The sequence below is a fragment of the Streptomyces sp. NPDC104106 genome (assembly GCF_055584345.1).
This window is the reverse complement of sequence record NZ_JBVJMF010000018.1, coordinates 135,911-152,042: the sequence shown is the minus strand read 5'-3', so window position 1 is coordinate 152,042 and position 16,132 is coordinate 135,911. Positions and strand designations below refer to the sequence as shown.

The 16,132-nt window shown below is 68.0% G+C and carries 13 protein-coding genes and 1 pseudogene; 5 read left to right on the top strand and 9 right to left on the bottom strand.

Translation table 11 applies throughout. The features are described 5' to 3' along the window. Nucleotides 1-58: 58 nt before the first annotated feature. Entirely contained in the window at nucleotides 59-3,148 is a 3,090-nt protein-coding gene (locus ACZ60X_RS33745) for a Tn3 family transposase (RefSeq protein WP_469606748.1), read from the top strand. A gap of 82 nt (nucleotides 3,149-3,230) precedes the next feature. Here ACZ60X_RS33745 and ACZ60X_RS33740 read toward each other — a convergent pair whose 3' ends face one another. After that, nucleotides 3,231-3,542, bottom strand: coding sequence for a COG4315 family predicted lipoprotein (locus tag ACZ60X_RS33740; protein ID WP_469606746.1), 312 nt, complete (start codon nucleotides 3,540-3,542; stop codon nucleotides 3,231-3,233). A 69-nt stretch (nucleotides 3,543-3,611) separates the two neighbouring features. Between ACZ60X_RS33740 and ACZ60X_RS33735 the strand changes: the two are divergent. Then, nucleotides 3,612-3,869, top strand: a pseudogene (locus ACZ60X_RS33735) (Tn3 family transposase); the annotation flags it as partial. Nucleotides 3,870-3,941: 72 nt separating this feature from the next. Here the strand turns inward: ACZ60X_RS33735 and ACZ60X_RS33730 are convergent. Both ACZ60X_RS33730 and ACZ60X_RS33725 read right to left on the bottom strand, forming a co-directional pair. After that, nucleotides 3,942-5,060, bottom strand: coding sequence for a PLL family lectin (locus ACZ60X_RS33730; protein WP_469606743.1), 1,119 nt, complete (start codon nucleotides 5,058-5,060; stop codon nucleotides 3,942-3,944). A 142-nt stretch (nucleotides 5,061-5,202) separates the two neighbouring features. Further along, complete coding sequence (locus ACZ60X_RS33725; protein ID WP_469606741.1) at nucleotides 5,203-5,667, bottom strand: hypothetical protein; 465 nt, start codon at nucleotides 5,665-5,667, stop codon at nucleotides 5,203-5,205. Nucleotides 5,668-6,253: 586 nt separating this feature from the next. Here ACZ60X_RS33725 and ACZ60X_RS33720 point away from each other — a divergent pair. The 3 genes from ACZ60X_RS33720 to ACZ60X_RS33710 all read left to right on the top strand — a co-directional run bounded on the left by ACZ60X_RS33720 (nucleotide 6,254) and on the right by ACZ60X_RS33710 (nucleotide 8,742). Beyond that, complete coding sequence (locus ACZ60X_RS33720; RefSeq protein WP_469606738.1) at nucleotides 6,254-6,820, top strand: hypothetical protein; 567 nt, start codon at nucleotides 6,254-6,256, stop codon at nucleotides 6,818-6,820. A gap of 232 nt (nucleotides 6,821-7,052) precedes the next feature. Further along, complete coding sequence (locus ACZ60X_RS33715) at nucleotides 7,053-7,970, top strand: recombinase family protein (RefSeq protein WP_469606735.1); 918 nt, start codon at nucleotides 7,053-7,055, stop codon at nucleotides 7,968-7,970. A gap of 328 nt (nucleotides 7,971-8,298) precedes the next feature. Continuing rightward, on the top strand, nucleotides 8,299-8,742 hold the full coding sequence (locus tag ACZ60X_RS33710) for an RICIN domain-containing protein (protein WP_469606732.1): 444 nt from the start codon (nucleotides 8,299-8,301) through the stop codon (nucleotides 8,740-8,742). 292 nt (nucleotides 8,743-9,034) lie between these two features. Here ACZ60X_RS33710 and ACZ60X_RS33705 read toward each other — a convergent pair whose 3' ends face one another. The 6 genes from ACZ60X_RS33705 to ggt all read right to left on the bottom strand — a co-directional run bounded on the left by ACZ60X_RS33705 (nucleotide 9,035) and on the right by ggt (nucleotide 15,952). Then, nucleotides 9,035-9,343 (bottom strand): hypothetical protein, encoded by a 309-nt coding sequence (locus ACZ60X_RS33705; protein WP_469606728.1) that lies wholly within the window; start codon nucleotides 9,341-9,343, stop codon nucleotides 9,035-9,037. Between the two features lie 150 nt (nucleotides 9,344-9,493). Then, nucleotides 9,494-9,718 carry a Tn3 family transposase gene (locus ACZ60X_RS33700; RefSeq protein WP_469606726.1) on the bottom strand — a complete coding sequence of 75 codons (225 nt, stop codon included), beginning with the start codon at nucleotides 9,716-9,718 and terminating at the stop codon, nucleotides 9,494-9,496. After that, nucleotides 9,678-10,094, bottom strand: a complete 417-nt coding sequence (locus ACZ60X_RS33695; RefSeq protein ID WP_469606723.1) for a hypothetical protein — start codon at nucleotides 10,092-10,094, stop codon at nucleotides 9,678-9,680. The genes ACZ60X_RS33700 and ACZ60X_RS33695 overlap by 41 nt, the downstream gene beginning before the upstream one ends. A 478-nt stretch (nucleotides 10,095-10,572) precedes the next feature. Beyond that, on the bottom strand, nucleotides 10,573-10,968 hold the full coding sequence (locus tag ACZ60X_RS33690) for a DUF6009 family protein (protein WP_469606719.1): 396 nt from the start codon (nucleotides 10,966-10,968) through the stop codon (nucleotides 10,573-10,575). Between the two features lie 130 nt (nucleotides 10,969-11,098). Further along, nucleotides 11,099-12,652 carry a DNA primase family protein gene (locus tag ACZ60X_RS33685; protein ID WP_469606716.1) on the bottom strand — a complete coding sequence of 518 codons (1,554 nt, stop codon included), beginning with the start codon at nucleotides 12,650-12,652 and terminating at the stop codon, nucleotides 11,099-11,101. A 1,446-nt stretch (nucleotides 12,653-14,098) separates the two neighbouring features. Then, nucleotides 14,099-15,952 carry a gamma-glutamyltransferase gene (gene ggt / locus ACZ60X_RS33680; RefSeq protein WP_469606713.1) on the bottom strand — a complete coding sequence of 618 codons (1,854 nt, stop codon included), beginning with the start codon at nucleotides 15,950-15,952 and terminating at the stop codon, nucleotides 14,099-14,101. Nucleotides 15,953-16,132 lie beyond the last annotated feature (180 nt).

Below are 16,132 nucleotides of genomic sequence, written 5' to 3'. Positions count from 1 at the left end.
GTAGCGCTGTGTGATCCCTGCTGGTCGTTTCCCTTGGCTGGGCGCCTCGTTGAGCTGAATGAGTGATCTCGGCCGAGGCGGAGGGGCGCGGGTGCGGCAGGACTGGGAGCCGGAGGACCTGATCGAGGTCTGGACGCTGCTCGAAGACGACATGAAGCGGGTGCGGAACAAGTCCGGGGCGACCCGGCTCGGGTTCGCGTTGCTGCTGAAGTTCTTCGAGGTGGAGGCCCGGTTTGCGGAGTCGGCCAAGGAGGTGCCGGCCGCCGCGGTGGAGTACGTGGCTCAGCAAGTGAAGGTCCCGGCCGCGGCGTGGGCGGAGTACGACTGGCAGAGCAAGGCAATCCAGCGCCATCGGGGCGAGATCCGGGCCGCGTACGGGTTCCGGGCGAACACCGAGGAGGACCAGGACCGGCTGGCCGTGTGGCTGGCCACCGAGCTGTGCCCGGTGGAGCTGTCGCGGGACCGGCTCGCGGCCGCGGTCGTGGCCCGCTGCCGCAACGACCACATCGAGCCGCCAGCGCCTGGGCAGGTGCGGCGCCTGGTCGGCAAGGCGGTCAAGGACTTCGAGAAGCGGTTCTGCCGCAGCACCCTGGACCGGCTCAGCCACGCGACCCGCTCGCGGCTGGAGGACCTGATCGCGGGCGACGGAACCGAGCAGGGCATGGGCGGCGACGGTGCGGCGGCCGGGGGCGGGCGGTCGCACTTCACCGAGCTGAAGACCGACCCCGGGGCTCCGGGTCTGGAGAGTCTGCTGGCGGAGGTGAACAAGCTGGAGCGGGTGCGGCGTCTGGCGCTGCCCGCGGATCTGTTCGGGGATGTGTCGGAGAAGCTGGTGGATGCCTGGCGGGCGCGGGCGTCGAAGGAGTACCCGGCGAACCTGGAGCGGATGAAGCCGCCGCGGCGTCTGACGCTGCTGGCCGCGCTGTGCCATGTCCGGCAGACGGAGATCACTGACTCGCTGGTGGACCTGTTCATCCAGCTCGTATTGAAGATCAACACCCGGGCGGAGCGGAAGGTCGAGAAGGAGCTGGGGGCGGAGCTGAAGAAGGTCCGCGGCAAGGAGGCGATGCTGCTGCGGGTGGCGGAGGCGGCGCTGTCGGAGCCGTCCGGCACCGTGCGGCGGGTGATCTTCCCGGTGGTGGGCGGGGAGAAGACGCTCAAGGCCCTGGCGGCGGAGGCCGCGGCGAACGAGGCCCGTTACAAGGCGCGGGTGCGTACGGTGCTGCGGTCGTCGTACTCGGCGCACTGGCGGCGGATGCTGTCGCCGCTGCTGCGGGCGCTGGAGTTGAAGTGCAACAACACCGCCTACCGGCCGGTGATGGATGCGATCGACCTTCTCCAGCGGTACCTGGAGCAGCCGTTGAAGGAGGGTGCGTTCTTCGACCCGGCGGAGGCGGTGCCGTTGGAGGGCGTGGTGCCCGAGCAGTGGCGGGCGGCGGTGGTCGACGACAAGGGCCGGGTCGAGCGCATCCCGTATGAGCTGTGCGTGCTGGTGGCGCTGCGGGACGCGCTGCGGCGGCGGGAGATCTGGGTGGTGGGCGCGAACCGGTGGCGCAACCCGGAGGACGACCTGCCCGCCGATTTCGAGGACAACCGGGACGTTCATTACGCCGCGATCCGTCAGCCGCAGGACGCCGGCGAGTTCATCACCGCCCTCCAGGACAGACTGCGGGCCTCGCTCGACCGCTTCGAGCAGGCCCTCGCGGAGGGCACCACGGGCGGGGTCGCGATCGTCAAGAAGCACGGCGAGCCGTGGATCCGCGTCTCGCCACGCGGCAAGCAGGAGGAGCCGCAGGCCCTGGTGGCCATCAAGGACGAGATCGAGCGGCGCTGGGGCACCATCGACCTGCTGGACATTGTGAAGTACGCCGAGTTCGACACCGGCTTCATCTCCGAGTTCACCTCGGTCGCCACCCGAGAGAACCTGTCCAGGGAGGTGCTGCGGCGCCGGCTGCTGCTGGTCCTGTTCGGCCTGGGCACCAACATGGGCATCAAGCGCGTCGCGGTCACCGGCAAGCACGGCGAATCCGAGGCGACGCTGCGCCGGGTGCGGCACCTGTTCGTCAACCGGGCCAACATGCGCGCCGCGCTGGTGAAGCTGGTCAACGCCACCTTCGCCGCCCGGGACGAGATGTGGTGGGGCAGCGGCACGGCGTGCGCCTCCGACAGCCGCAAGTTCGGCTCCTGGTCCTCGAACCTGATGACCGAGTGGCACCAGCGCTACCGCGGCCCCGGCGTGATGATCTACTGGCATGTCGAGCGGAAGTCGGCGTGCATCTACTCCCAGCTCACGTCCTGTTCGGCCTCCGAGGTCGCCTCGATGATCGAGGGCGTGCTGCGGCACTGCACCGACATGGAGGTCGACCGGCAGTACACCGACACCCACGGCGCGTCCATCGTCGGCTTCGCCTTCGCCCACATGCTCGACTTCAAGCTCCTGCCGAGGCTGAAGAACATCGGCTCCGCGAAGCTGTACCGGCCGGCCGCAGGCGAGGACGAGAAGTGGCCGCACCTCGCGCCGGTGCTGTCGACCAAGACGATCAACTGGGACCTGATCCGCCAGCAGTACGACCAGATCGTGAAGTACACCACCGCGCTGCGCCTGGGCACCGCCGAGGCCGAGCAGGTCCTGCGCCGCTTCACCCGCGGCGGCCCGAAGCACCCCACCTACCAGGCGATCGAGGAACTCGGGCGGGCGGTGCGGACGGCGTTCGTCTGCGACTACCTGGCCGACGCCGAGCTGCGCCAGGAGATCCACGAGGGGCTGCAGGTGGTGGAGAACTGGAACTCGGCGAACAAGGCTCTCTTCTACGGCAAGGACGGCGACCTGGCCGGGGCGGACAAGGAGTCTCAGGAGGTGTCCATGCTCGCCCTGCACCTGCTGCAGTCCGCTCTCGTGCACGTCAACACGCTGCTGATGCAGCAGGTCCTCGCCGAGGAGAAGTGGGCCGACATGCTCACCGACGCCGACCGGCGGGCCCTGTCCCCCCTGTTCTGGACGCACGTGAACCCCTACGGCCGGTTCGAGCTGGACATGAACTCCCGCCTCGACCTCGTCCCGTCGGCTGTGACGGTGCCCGGGCAGCGGTCCGAGCAGACGGCCGCGGGTGCCTCGTTTGCGGGAGGCGCCCGCGGCCACGCGGGGTAGCCCCGTACGCCGGCTACTTCCCTCAGGTGACGGTCAGCCGTCGCGCGGTGTACGTCACCTGAGGGGCGATTCGCCCGGCCGGCTAGGGCCTGGCCAGGTGCCACACCCTCTGGTAGTTGTCGCCGTTCGTGTCCCCGGGGTTGGCGTCCTTGGACCAGAAGTAGAGCGGCTTGCCCTTGTAGCACCACTGCGGCGTGCCGTCGTCGCGCTTGGCGATCGTGTAGGAGCCATCGGGGACGTCGGTCGCGCTCGCCTTGTACGGCGGCCAGAAGGTCGCGCACTCGCCGGTGCACGCGCTCGTGCCCGAGTTGGGCCTGTCCTTGTCGAACGTGTACAGCGTCATACCGTTGCCGGCGACCAGGAACCCGCCGTCGGAAACGCTCGCAACACTCATCACTGTCTCCTCATCACATCGACCCCGGCACCGATGACCGGGGGCACAGTTGTTCGGCCACCGGCACCGGTCGGCCTGGTCCTCAACGCCATCGTGCTCTGGACCACGAAGTACATCGACGCCTCCGTCGCCCAGCTGAGGGCCGAAGGCCACGAGATCCGCGAAGAGGACATCGCCCGGCTCTCCCCGCTCAAGCACCGCAACCTGAACCTGCTCGGCCGCTACAGCTTCACCGCCAGCGTCCCGGCCGCCGGCGCCCTGCGCCCGCTGCGCGACCCGGACGGGCCAGAGCTGGACGAGGACGACGACGGGAGCAGGCAGGACTAGGGACTTGCCGGATGACTTAGACGGCGCGGCCTGCCAGTGGTGGGATGCGCTGAGCGGCTCACGGCCGTGCGCTCAGGAGAAGTTGCGGGACCACAGCCCGGAGTCGTTGGTGATGACGAAGGCGTTGGGGCGTTGCGTGGCGCCGGTGCCGCTTCGTGCGAAGGTGACCGCGCCGGGACGCTCGATGACGGCTCCGGGTGGCGTCTGGTGGGCTTCCCAGCCCCACTTCCCGCCGATCCACTCGCGGGCGTACAGCTGCGAGTCGTCACCGGTGACGAAGACGTAGGGGCGGGTGGCACTGGTCGGGCTGTCGGCGATGGAGACGGCGCCGACGGAGTCCAGGACGAGGTGCCCGCTGGGCGCCTGGTGCGCCTCCCAGACCCACTTGCCGCCGATCCACTCGTTCGCGTACAGCTGGGAGTCGTAGCCGATGACGAACGCGTAGGGGCGTTCCGGGGAGGTCGCGTCGTCCCTGATCGTGACGACGCCCGCTCCCTTGCGGACCAGCTGTCCGGCCGGCGCACCCTGGTCCGCCCACACGAACGTGGAGCCGTCCCACATGTTGACCCAGACCTTGGAGTTCTCGGTGATGACGAACGCATACGGGCGGGTGCCGGCGCTCGCGGAGTCGCGGACCGTGGTGACGCCGATAGGGCGGGAGATCGTGTGTCCGGGAGGGGTGCCAAGATCGGCCCACTCCCACTTCCCGCCGGTGAAGAAGTTCACCCACAGGCGGAAGTCGTCACCGATGACGTACGCGTAGGGCCGCTGCCCCTGGGTCCCGGCGTCCTGCACCGTGACGACGCCGACTCCTTCGCGGACGAGGCGTCCGCCGGGTGCTTCGTGGTTGAACCAGGCGAACTTGGTGCCGTCGAAGTAGTTCGAGTACAGCTGCGCATCGTCCCCGACGACGAACGCGTACGGCCGCTGACTGCCGCCCCCGTTGTCCTGGACCGAGACCGCGCCCACCGACTCGACCAGGGGGTGCCCCGTCGGGATGCCCTGGTCGCTCCACAGCCAGGTCTTGCCGTTCCACCAGTTCAGGTACAGGTGCGAGTCCAGACCGCGGACGAAGACGTACGGGCGGGCCTCGGCGCCGGGGGTGTCGGTCACGGTGACCGCGCCCACCGTGGCCCTGACCCCGATCGTGCTGGACGGCTTCTTCTGGTCGGTCCACTGCCAAGCGTTCAAGTGGTCTGCCCTTCCATTGCTTCCTGTGCCCCGGACGGTGAGCGGCCCGGAGTCGAATGTGTGGTGCCGTTGCGCCCGAGCCGTGGTCCGGCGCCTGGAGGCGACGTCGACAGGGGCCGAGAGGGGCGCCGGATTCAGCTGCTCAGAAGCCTGGGCTCACCCAGTGGGCCATGATTCCGGTTCGCCCGTCGCCACTGCTGTAGATGGTGGTGCCGCTGGCGCTCGGCCCCTTGCGGAACGCCTGCAGCGTCACTGTGTCCTGGGCGGCGAAGGTGTGCAGGAACGTCTTGCTGGCGGGGACCTGGACACCCAGACCCGCGGTCGTCTGGTATCCGGTCAGTGATTCACTGCCGGGGATGACGACGCCGTTGTTGAACAGCGCCGTGTGGATGAACAACGCTGCTGACGCGGACGCCTGCAGAGCGAACGCCAGCTGGGTGTCGTAGGAGACCTCCCACAAGCCGGCATAGGGGATGGTGAGTCCCGGAACCTCGGCGATCTGCTCGTAGGCGCCATCGGCGCCGGTGAGGGGGTGATTGAAGGAGAGCGGTCCAGTCCGGACCCAGGAGCCTCCCTGGAGGGAGACCGCGGCGGTTGAGGCTGTCATGCCCGTCACGCTAGGTCCGGCGGCAGCAACCTCGGGAGTGAAGGACTCACACCTATTGGCCACAAATGCGCGTTTACGGAGGCGTCAGTCGACCCGGGCGGGTGGAGTCCATCAGGGCAAGGCCGGTGACATGACGCGAACCGCGCTCATCTGTGTGAGTGACTGACGGATACCGCTTTGACATGTGTCCAGCCGACAGTTCCGCTGGGTCGGGATGACGCCGCTGAAGCCCAGCAGCAGCACGAACAAGGGGAAGCCCGGTTCCCGGCGGCCCGCGCTGCGGGGCCCCTCAGAGCGCCCCGGCCGTCACCCGTTCGGACCGGCGTCGTTGACGGTGATGTTGGGTTTCGTCTGGGGCGGGGTGGGCTGTGACCTCGATCGAGAGGGCCGCGTATCCGCGGTTCAAGCGGCTGATCACCGCGCACGAGCTGCATCTGTTCTTGTGTTCGCACAGGCCGCCTTCCGTTATAAGACCATTTCAGCCAGATCATCACGAACATGACTCTTCGCGTCGATTGCTGGATAGCTTCATGATGGGTGCGCGTCCCTGCCGTGGGGTCGCGCCTGGGAGGACAAGGGGAGAGCCATGGCCAATGAGCTGAAGTACGGGGACCCGGTCACGCTGCAGAACGGCTGGGCGAACTGGACGGGTGGTTTCCTTGACGTCACCGGAACCCAGCAGCCCCAGGCTGTCTTCGCGGTGCAGACGGCCTCGACCCCCAAGCGCGATCGCGAAAGCGGCACCTGGAAGATCGCCTCGGCGAGGGGCAAGGCCGACGGCACCACAGTGATGTCGGGAGACCTCGTCTACCTGGTGAACCAGCTCGGCAGCACGTCCTACCTCGACGTGAACGGAGTGCCGGACCCGTCCTCCACCGGCGAGCGCTACCGCGTTCACACGGCCGCGACACCGAACCGCAACGGCAACAGCGGCGAGTGGTTCCTCTTCGCCGAGACCTCCTCCCCCGACGACGGCGCCATCCGAGTCGGCGACGTGGTGCACATCCTGAGCAACTGGAACAACACCAGCGGCGGTTGGCTGGACACCAGCGGGGGCGGCGCCCCCGGCGGGAACGGTCTGCACACGGCCCTGGTCGGCCACTACTCCAACCGGGCCAACGGATCCGGAGCCTGGCGCTTCGATCACGCGTAACCCACCGCCGCACGCATAGGAGCCCCTCTCCTTGGCGGGGCAGCCGAGGCCGCCTTCCCTGGCTTGCCGCCTGTCGGCAAACGATCCTTTGACGACAGGCGGCCGACGCGTCCAATGAACCCGTGCAATCCGGGGGCTCATGGCGGCGCGAATCCAATCAGATCCGATGCTGATTGCTGACAGGGTTTGACGACAGATAGGGTCCGATCCTCCGTACGGAAGGGGCCCTTCGGTGGCGAACCTGGTCTACAAGCGGGTCTCGACCGATCAGCAGTCCACCGCCCGGCAGAACCTCGTCCTTCATGAGGCCGGCATCGAGGACCCGGTCGTCTTCGAGGAAGACCCGGGCACGTCCAGCCGCCTCCACCCCCTCCAGCGCCCGAAGTTCCGCGAACTGCTCACCTACGCACGGCCGGGCGACACCGTGCACATCTCCGAGATGTTCCGCCTCGTCCGCGGCACCGGGCACATCCTCGACGTCCTCGACGTCCTCCACCGCGACCAGGTGGCGCTTCGCATCCACGACGGCGCGTTCTCCGCGATGGACCTCACCGCCCGCCATCCGCGCACCGGAGAGTTGCTGTCCACCGTGAAGTTCATGGTGCAGACCCTCGCCGCCGCCGGCGAACTCCAGCGAGACCTCCAGCGCGAGCTGACCTACGACGGACTGCGGGCCGCAGAGGCCAAAGGCAGCAAGGGCGGACGCCGCCCCGCCGTGGCGGCCGCCAAGACCGACGCCGTGCGCACCGCGTACCTGGAGGGCCGCTCGATCGCCGCCCTCGCCCGCGACCACGGCGTCAGCCGCGGCGCCATTCGCACGGCCGTCGCCGACCTCCTGCACGATCCCACCGGCGCCGAGGAGGATGTTCCGGCGCCGGAGCTGCCGGTCACCCTCGACATGCCGGGCAAGGTCGCCGACTTCCTCCGCACGGCCGACTTGGAGCCCGCCGAGCGGGCCGCGCTCGACCAGGGAGTGGTCGTGCGGCGCGGCCAGGGGTACACCCTGCGCGTCACCGCGGTCCCGATCGTGCACCGCCGGCTCCTCGCCCTCTGCCAGCCGCTCGACGGCGGCCAGGGCACCCCGGCGGTCCCGGCTCAGCGCAAGGCCCGCCGCGAGTACGCGAACCGGGTCAGCACACTCGCGCCCTGACCGTGATCGTTCTCAGCTCCAACGGCTGTACCGATGTACCGAGGCCGGGGACTGAAGCAGCAACCGTCTCGAATGTCCCGTACGAGTGAAAACGCTCGCATTGTTACCCAGTGCAACTGATCTGCTACTACGGTGAGTTAGCGGCTGAGCATGCGGCTTGTGTGCGGCCATGCGTGTTTGTCCCGCAGGGGTGGTCTTAGACCAGCTCCAACGAACGGAGTGGAAAATCGTGGATTCCCTGAGCGCTGGCCTCGGCCGCTTCATGGCCGTGGGCGCCGTCACGGCGTCACTCTTCGGCGCAGTCGTCTCCCCCGCAAACGCTACGGCAATGAACGCGCACCGCGCCGCCGGCGCGCCGATGTGTCTCGACATCGGCAACACTCGCAACAACCTGGACAACGCCTTCATCTACACCTGCCAGACCCCCAACGCCAACCAGCGGTTCGTGATCGACGCCGGTCAGGTCAAGGTCGCCGACACGATCGGTACGCGGCAGGAGATGTGTCTGGACGTGGGTAACTCCCGCAACAACCTGGACAACGTCTTCATCTACACCTGCCAGACCCCCAACGCCAACCAGAGATTCGTCGTGCGTGACGGACAGTTCGTGGTGAAGGACACGATCGGTACGCGGCAGGAGATGTGCCTGGACATGGGTAACTCCCGCAACAACCAGGACAACGTCTTCATCTACACCTGCCAGACCCCCAACGCCAACCAGAGGTGGGTAGTCCAGCGCGGCACCATCAAGGCCGAGGACACCCTTTCCTGACATCACACGACGGCGGCCAGCCTCCTGAGTCTGGCCGCCGTCGTATGGCGAAGCAAAACCTCGAGTTCCGGGGCCTTGTTCGCAGCCTCGGCTCGGTCGAACTGGCACCTCACGTATCTGGAGCCTCTTGAGTACCTGTTTTCGCCGGTCAGGGCGTCCGGCGGTCCCGGCCCAGCGCAAGGCCCGCCGCGAGTACGCGAACCGGGTCACCGCCCTAGCGTGCAACACCCCGTAGCGAACCGCCCGGCCTCGACCGCCAAGGTCGCCAGCATCAGAACGGGGGGCCGCCGGATCAGAGATGGGTGATCAAGAGGCTGTGGGTGGCCAGGGCCGGGTGGAAGTCCACGGGGCGCGTTGCCTCACCCAGCTTGATTCCCTGGCAGCCGTAGTTGCTGAACAGGGTGGCCTTGTAACCCGGGGTGACGTTCGCCTTGGTGATCACGCCGTCGATGCCGAAGCAACCGGTTGACCCACCCACCCCGCTCGTGGTGCCGTCGGTCCTGGTGATGATCACGAACGGGGGCGCGTCGGAGACGGGCGGGGCGGCGGCAACGCCAAGCAGGGCGAACGACAGCAACCCGATCCGGGCAAGAGTCCTCATGATCGAAGGAACGAGAAGCGGAGCGCCGGGTCACTGCTGCATGGGACGAGCCAGCTGTCCGTTTCGCGGATCGCCGACCTGGCCAGCCAGGGGCGACTGCAGTCACGCTGAGTTACTTGTCCCCCCGCCGTAGCTATACGAGAACAGGGCCTACTCCTTGAGCGCGGCGGCGAGCGCGTTCTGGCGGGAGGACGCGGACAGCTTGCCGCCAATGAGAGAGGCGGTGGCGTGCCCGGACTTCAGCGACCCGGCAAGACGCAGCAGACCGTCCCAGTGGGTGGCCACCAGGTCGAGGGTGGCCTTCTTCGTCAGCAGCGGCCCCGTTTTCGGGTACTCAGGTCCCGCGCTGGTCCAGGACGCGGTCTCGGTATGCACACCAGGCATCGAACGCCGACTGGGCGGAGTCTGCGGTGAGGAAGTCTCCCGACCCGGTGTCGAAGGCCCGTGCTTTCAACGCATCGGCGACCGCGAGGGCAGCGTGAGCCGCTGCTTCGCTGTCGCCGTGGATGAAGAGGCTGACTCCGGCGACCGGCGCGTCGTCAGCCTCGTTGACCGGGGTGCTGATGGAGAAGCCCGGACCCTCGTAATCGCCCCACCCGCTCTCCGAGTACTCGAGGCCCGGCAATGCCCCTGCAAGGACAGCGCGAACATCTCGACCCGAGCCCAGACTCGGCGGCTCCCAGTCGTCGGCGATCTCGTCTACCGCCCTGGCTTCAGGCGGAAACCGCATGATGAAGACGTCCCAACTCATCCGGACAACCTACGCGCCAGCACTGACAGCGCCCGCCGCCGAACGTTCCTTACGTGACTGGCTCAACTCCCTTTCGCGCGGGTCGGATGGCGTGTGTTGACGCGCAGACGCCCCCCCATTCCGGCCTCGACACGAGCGAGGTCGGCAAGCGGGGCCCTTCGGCAGTCAGCCCCCCAGCGGCCTCGTCCAGAGCCACAGCCAGTTGTACGAGTCGGCGTGCGCGTCTGTGCCGCCGGAATGGCTGAGGTGTGGGGAAGTTTCAGTCCCGTCAGTCCCGTGGGTCCCGGCCCAGGCCCCCGCGGGTGTGAGGGAGTAGCGCCAGGCGTATGGGAAGTGGGCAGGTCAGCCTGTCATCCAAGCAGTGGCGGGACTGACGGGACTGAAAGATCAGCATGCGGTTCCATCGGGGCCGGGAGGCTCCTTCGGGCGGCGCGCGGCCGTCTTGATGGCTCGGTCCCGTCAGTCCCGTGTCACGCAGTCATACCGACGTCGCGTGGCTTCCGGCTGGTGCTATCTCTGCAGTCCTCTGCGAGCGTGGCGTCTTGGCGCCGACCTTGCCCGGCGAGATGGTGCGGGGGTCGACGGCTTCGCCCGGGGCGCCTACCGAGTAGGGCCCGTGAGGCTGCCTGTCGCGGTCGTGGGGCAGGAGGAAGAAGGCGCGGCGGGCGAAGAGACCGGAGTCGGGGTCACTGGCGGCGTCCGGCTGGAGGTTGGTGTAGCCGATGAGGCGGCCGTCGCGCGAGTAGCGTGGCTTGCCTTTGCGGGTGGGCACCTTGTCGAGGGCCTGCCGGACGTAGTCGAGGTTTTCCGGGTCCTCGAGCCAGACCACTTCGGCTTCGTCGGTGAGCTGGCTGTCCTGCAGCATCGAGCTCATGGCCGTGGACCCTCCTGTCCCGTGGGCCGGCCTTGGGCCGGGTCGTGCGGCGTACTCACCGCTGGTTGTCTGGTTCTGGCAATTATCGCAAGAGTCCTGCACAAGCGGTTGTCGGACTCTGCCCGGAGCATCATTCGTCGGGCTCTGCCCCGGCGTCGGTGAGGAGGGCCAGGCCGGGGTAGAGCTTGCGGTCGTTGTTTTTGATCATCTCTGCTGGGGACGCCAGGCCGAGTTCCTGGCGGATGCGGCCAGCGAAGGCACGGCTCGTGGCCGGGCGGATCCCTTCGTCCGAGCACCAGCGGCCGTAGGTCTCGTAGAGGAGCTTCTGCTCGACTCGCAGCTCGGGATTGGGCTGTCCGCCCTCCCCCTTGGTGCACCGTTCGGCGATGAACCGGCCGATGTGGTCCTCGGTCTTCTCGTAGGCCTCGGTCGCCAGGCGCACGCTGGCCGGTCCGTGGAGCGGGTCTCTGGTGGTGAGGTATTTCTGGGCGCCCTGGATGAGCCAGTGCAGGATGCCGGGGCCTTCGTCGCGGACGAGTTCCTGAGCAAGGTTGTCGATCTTGAGTTCGTCGGGGACCTTTCGCTCAAACGGGATGATCCTCATGCGGCGCCAGAACGCGTAGCCGCCGGTGCCGACTTCGGGCCGGTGGTTGCCCAGGAGCCACAGCTTGTGCGTGGGCCGGAAGGTGAAGAAGTCCTGGCGCATGCGACGGGCAGTGATGGTGTCGCCGCCGGTGAGCAGTTTGACGCGGGCCTCGTTGAACTTGTCGTTCGGTTTGAGTTCGGAGCACACCACGATGCGCCGGCCGTGCAGCTCGGTCAGCTCGGTGCTGTGCTCGGTGAACTTCCCCTTCTCCATCAGGAAGCCGGGCGGGGCGGCGTTGGCGTAGTCCCCGAGGACCTGCATCATCACCTCGAGCAGCACGGACTTGCCGTTGGCCCCGGACCCGTAGAGGAAGGGCAGGACTTGGGCGCCCACGTCACCGGTGACGGAGTAACCCAGCAGCAGGTGCAGGAACGCGATCGTCTCCCGACCCTTGGCGTCGTCACCGAAGGTATCGCGGAGGAAGCTGCGCCACCGCGGCAGGGGCATGTTCTCCGGGCCCACGGTGGTGGCGCGCGAGTGCATATCCGACAAGGGGTCGGGCTTGCGCAGCTCACCGGTCCGCAGGTCGACGACGCCGCCCGGGGTACACAAGGCGTACATGTCCCCGTCCATAGAGTCCGGGTCGAGACTGAGTCCTGGCGCGGCCTGAGCTTGCTGCAGCAGCGCCTTCACCCCTGAGGTGGACTGTGTGCGACGCCGGTGCGTAGCCACCTCACGGTCGCTGAAAACCCCGCGCGGATCCGTGCGCGGCATCTGCTCAGCCATGTCCCCGGCCGCCCACATGGCACCCTTCTCACCACCAGTGCGCTTCCATCGGTACTGCTCCCACGAGTACCAGCCCAGGCCCTCCACGTGCCGAAAGCGGTCGCTGTACAGGCGCGCGAACAGCTTGGCGTTGCCCCGGTCGGTCAGCTCGTCCGGCAACAGTCCTGTGGGAGCAACTCGTCGGGTCCCCCCGCTTCCTGCCTGTGCAGGGAGAATCGCCTGGTCTCCGGGCAGACCGAGATCGAGGCTCGTCTGGAGGGTCTGGTCGGTGGCGGCCGCGGGGTCGAAGCGTGCCGACTCGGCACTGCTCATGAGCGTCCCTTGTGAAGGCCCAGGTGGAAAAGGTCGGTAGAAGCAGCGAGACCGGCACGGATGCGGCGCTCGTGCATGTCGCGATCGCAGCGGACACCTCGGGGTGTTGACGAGCCTGCCGCAACCTGGCCGGGCACTAGAGAGTCCTTGTCCTAGCTGATCTTCTACGTCTGGGGCATCAACCTCACGGACACCGCGCCCGTCGTACCGCGACCCGCCTGAGGGGGCGGGACCAACGGGACTGACGGGACTGAAGTTTCCGCTTGTGATCAGAGGCTAGCGCACACCCTGTCGTGGCAGCACACGCGGCAGCCAGCGTGTCGAACATTCAGTCCCGTCAGCCCCGCCCGACTCGGAACCCGGCAGGGACGCCAGAAGCGGCCGGGGCTGAGCATTGCTTCAGTCCCGTTTCAGTCCCGCACGCAAAATTGCTGGTCAGAGGCCCCCATCCTCAGGCTACGGGACTGACGGGACTCAAGGTTCTATATATGAGCCACACAGCACAGGTAGTACTACAGAACTACGTACGCGCGCATACGCGCGCGCCTGATCGGCATAACTGGCAGCGTCAGTCCCGTCAGTCCCGTTCCCGGGCGGACCAAGCCTCTGACCAGGCATTTCCCTGCGGGACTGAAACGGGACCCAAGGCTGCAATGAGTCCCGTGCTCAACGGATGCCCCGTACCACCCGAAGTGAGGTGACGTCCGGTTCGACAAGGCGAGCGCAAGCGATCCGCCCTAGCCCGGCACACGTACCCTCTGCTTTCCGGCGCGCACGGCCTAGGCCACGACGAAACGGGTCCGCGCCGGGAAGCAGAGGGGCAGCGGGGTCCAGGGGCCGGCGAAGGCCCCTGGTACCACGCCGCCCAGCCAAGTCCGGAAATGACCGTACGGGATTTCGGCCGGCCTGGCCGGCACGGCGATGCGCGCCGAGGGCCGCGCGGTGGACGACGAGTTCCTTGCGCACATCTCCCCTGCACACAGCGAGACCGTGAGATTCTTCGGCACGATTAACGTCGAGGTCGATAGCGAATTCGCCCAGCTCGCCCCGGCTGGCTACCGGCCTCTGCGGTCCCGCTGACCAGACCGGTCTGGTCGTTGACGCCGCCTCAAGGACCGGGCAGCAGGCCGCACAAAAGCGGCCCGGGCGGGACATCCTTGCGGCTGTTGAACGTATCTCTCGTACCTCCGCTTGACCGACGGCTGGCGCGGCGGCCCTGCCCGGGGGAGCGCGCCCGGATAGTCTGCGAGGTCTCGACCCTCATGGTTGACGCATCCCCAGTAGGGCTGATCTTCGCGGCATGCATCTGGCGGTGAGGAGGTCAGCTCTGGCAGTCGCCGCCTGCGGTGGTCCTGCCTGGGCAGCGGGCGCGCCGGCCCGTCGGCCGGCGCGCCACCTCCGTCACCCGGGGGAGGAAGGGGTGGTGTGACGGGTCCCGGTGTGGCTTCAGGGGGTCTCGTTGACCACCATCGCCGAGCCGCCGCCGCGGCGATTTGGCTCGGCCACCGCGGTCACCTTGCCGTTGGGGCCGAACTCCAGTGCCGCAACCGCACCGATTTCGGGCGATGGCGTGAAGGCTTGCGGGGCCAGGACAAAGCTCTCGCCGAGGGCTTCAAGTGCTTTGCGCTGGGGCGAGTTGAGAAACGCCGGTTCGGCCTCGGTCGTAGTGCGGTTGCGCTGGGAGATACGGGGCGCCGCCACCGCGTCCGGCAGGGACATCCCCAGGTCGAGCCGGTTGAGAAGGGTTTGCAGCACGGTGGTGATGATGGTGGCGCCGCCGGGCGAGCCGATCGCGATCAGCGGCTTGCCGCCGCGGATCACGATCGTCGGCGACATGCTGCTGCGCGGCCGCTTGCCCGGGCCCGGCAGGTTCGGGTCGGGCACGCCCGTCTGCAGTGGTGTGAAGTCGAAGTCCGTGAGCTCGTTGTTCAGCAGGAACCCGCGGCCGGGCACGGTGATCGCCGAGCCGCCGGTCTGCTCGATGGTGAAGGTGTAGGAGACGATGTTGCCCCAGCGGTCGGAGGCCACCAGGTGGGTGGTCGACGGTCCCTCATACGGTTCCACGCTGCCCGTGCCCTGAGAGCTGCAGCTGGTGGGGTTGTACGGGTCACCCGGTGCGAGGGGGCTGGTCAGCGACGAGTCGGGCCGGATCAGGCAGGAGCGGCCCTTGGCGAACTCCTTGGCCAGCAGTTCCTGGGTCGGCACGCCGGAGAAGGCCGGGTCACCCACCCAGCGGTTGCGGTCCGCGAACGCGATCCGGCTTGCCTCCAGGTAGTCGTGCAGCGCCTGAACCTGGTCGGCGGGTGAGAGCTGGAAGTTCTCCAGGATGTTCAGCGCCTCACCGACCGTCGTACCGCCGGACGAGGACGGCGCCATGGAGTACACGTCCAGGCCGTGATAGGTGGTGTGCGTCGGGTCCCGCGGGATCACCCGGTAGGCCGCAAGATCCGAGAGCTCCATGAGCCCGGGGCGTACCGTCGCTGTGGTGCCGTCGGCCACCGGCGGATGCTGGACGGTGCGCACCACGTCACGCCCAAGGTCGCCGTGGTACATGGCGTCCACACCCTCACGGGCCAGTTCCCGGTAGCTACGGGCCAGGTCGGGGTTGCGGAAGCGGGAGCCGACGACGGGCAGCTCGCCACCCGGGAGGAAGAGTGCGGTGGTCGAGGTGAAGTAGCGGAATCGTGCTTCGTTCATCGAGGTCTGGGCGCGGAACTGGTCATTGACCACGAACCCGTCGTCCGCGAGGCGGATCGCCGTGCGCAGGGCTTCGGCCAGGTTAATGGTGCCCCACTCGTCCAGAGCCTTCTGCCAAGTCGCCGCAGTGCCCGGAACACCGACGGACAGACCGGAGTTGACGGCCTCGTCGAACGGGATCGCCTTGCCCGTGAACGGGTCGACGAACGAGTCGGACCGCATCCGGGCCGGCCCCGTCTCGCGGCCGTCGATGGTGTGCACCGTCTTCGTGCGGGCGTTGTAGTACACGAAGTAGCCGCCGCCTCCGATGCCGCACGAGTACGGCTCGACGACACCGAGTGCGGCGGCCGTGGCGATGGCCGCGTCCACCGCGTTGCCGCCGTGCCGCAGCACGTCGATACCGGCCTGCGAGGCGTACGGATTGACGCTGGCGACGGCGCCCCCGCTGCCGACGGCGACGGCTTGCTTCGCGGGCGGCAAAAGCCCTGACGACGCCTCGGGTTCCGCTGCCGCGGAGGATGCGGCGGCAGCATGGGGGAGCAGCAGCGGCACAGTAGGCAGTGCAGCGGCCGCGGCGGCCACCAGGGTGCGGCGGGTGATCATCGAACCTCCGATTGGCCCCTCCGGGAAGAGAGGGGGATCGCCGACGGGGAGGTGGGGGGTGTCCGGAACCCTGGCAAACGTCCCTGATCAAGGCAACGCAATGAGCCGAGGTTTGCGGAAGATATGAGGTTACCCGCGGGTAAACAGCCTCAAAACGGCTGCGGTCCGTTGCTCCGGACC

Bases quoted from the DNA above. Each gene is read 5' to 3' on its own strand.
- ACZ60X_RS33745 (WP_469606748.1), top strand. From the start codon at position 59: ATGAGTGATCTCGGCCGAGGCGGAGGGGCGCGGGTGCGGCAGGACTGG.
- ACZ60X_RS33740 (WP_469606746.1), bottom strand. From the start codon at position 3,542: ATGAGTGTTGCGAGCGTTTCCGACGGCGGGTTCCTGGTCGCCGGCAAC.
- ACZ60X_RS33725 (WP_469606741.1), bottom strand. From the start codon at position 5,667: ATGACAGCCTCAACCGCCGCGGTCTCCCTCCAGGGAGGCTCCTGGGTC.
- ACZ60X_RS33720 (WP_469606738.1), top strand. From the start codon at position 6,254: ATGGCCAATGAGCTGAAGTACGGGGACCCGGTCACGCTGCAGAACGGC.
- ACZ60X_RS33710 (WP_469606732.1), top strand. From the start codon at position 8,299: ATGAACGCGCACCGCGCCGCCGGCGCGCCGATGTGTCTCGACATCGGC.
- ACZ60X_RS33705 (WP_469606728.1), bottom strand. From the start codon at position 9,343: ATGAGGACTCTTGCCCGGATCGGGTTGCTGTCGTTCGCCCTGCTTGGC.
- ACZ60X_RS33695 (WP_469606723.1), bottom strand. From the start codon at position 10,094: ATGAGTTGGGACGTCTTCATCATGCGGTTTCCGCCTGAAGCCAGGGCG.
- ACZ60X_RS33690 (WP_469606719.1), bottom strand. From the start codon at position 10,968: ATGAGCTCGATGCTGCAGGACAGCCAGCTCACCGACGAAGCCGAAGTG.
- ACZ60X_RS33685 (WP_469606716.1), bottom strand. From the start codon at position 12,652: ATGAGCAGTGCCGAGTCGGCACGCTTCGACCCCGCGGCCGCCACCGAC.
- ggt (WP_469606713.1), bottom strand. From the start codon at position 15,952: ATGATCACCCGCCGCACCCTGGTGGCCGCCGCGGCCGCTGCACTGCCT.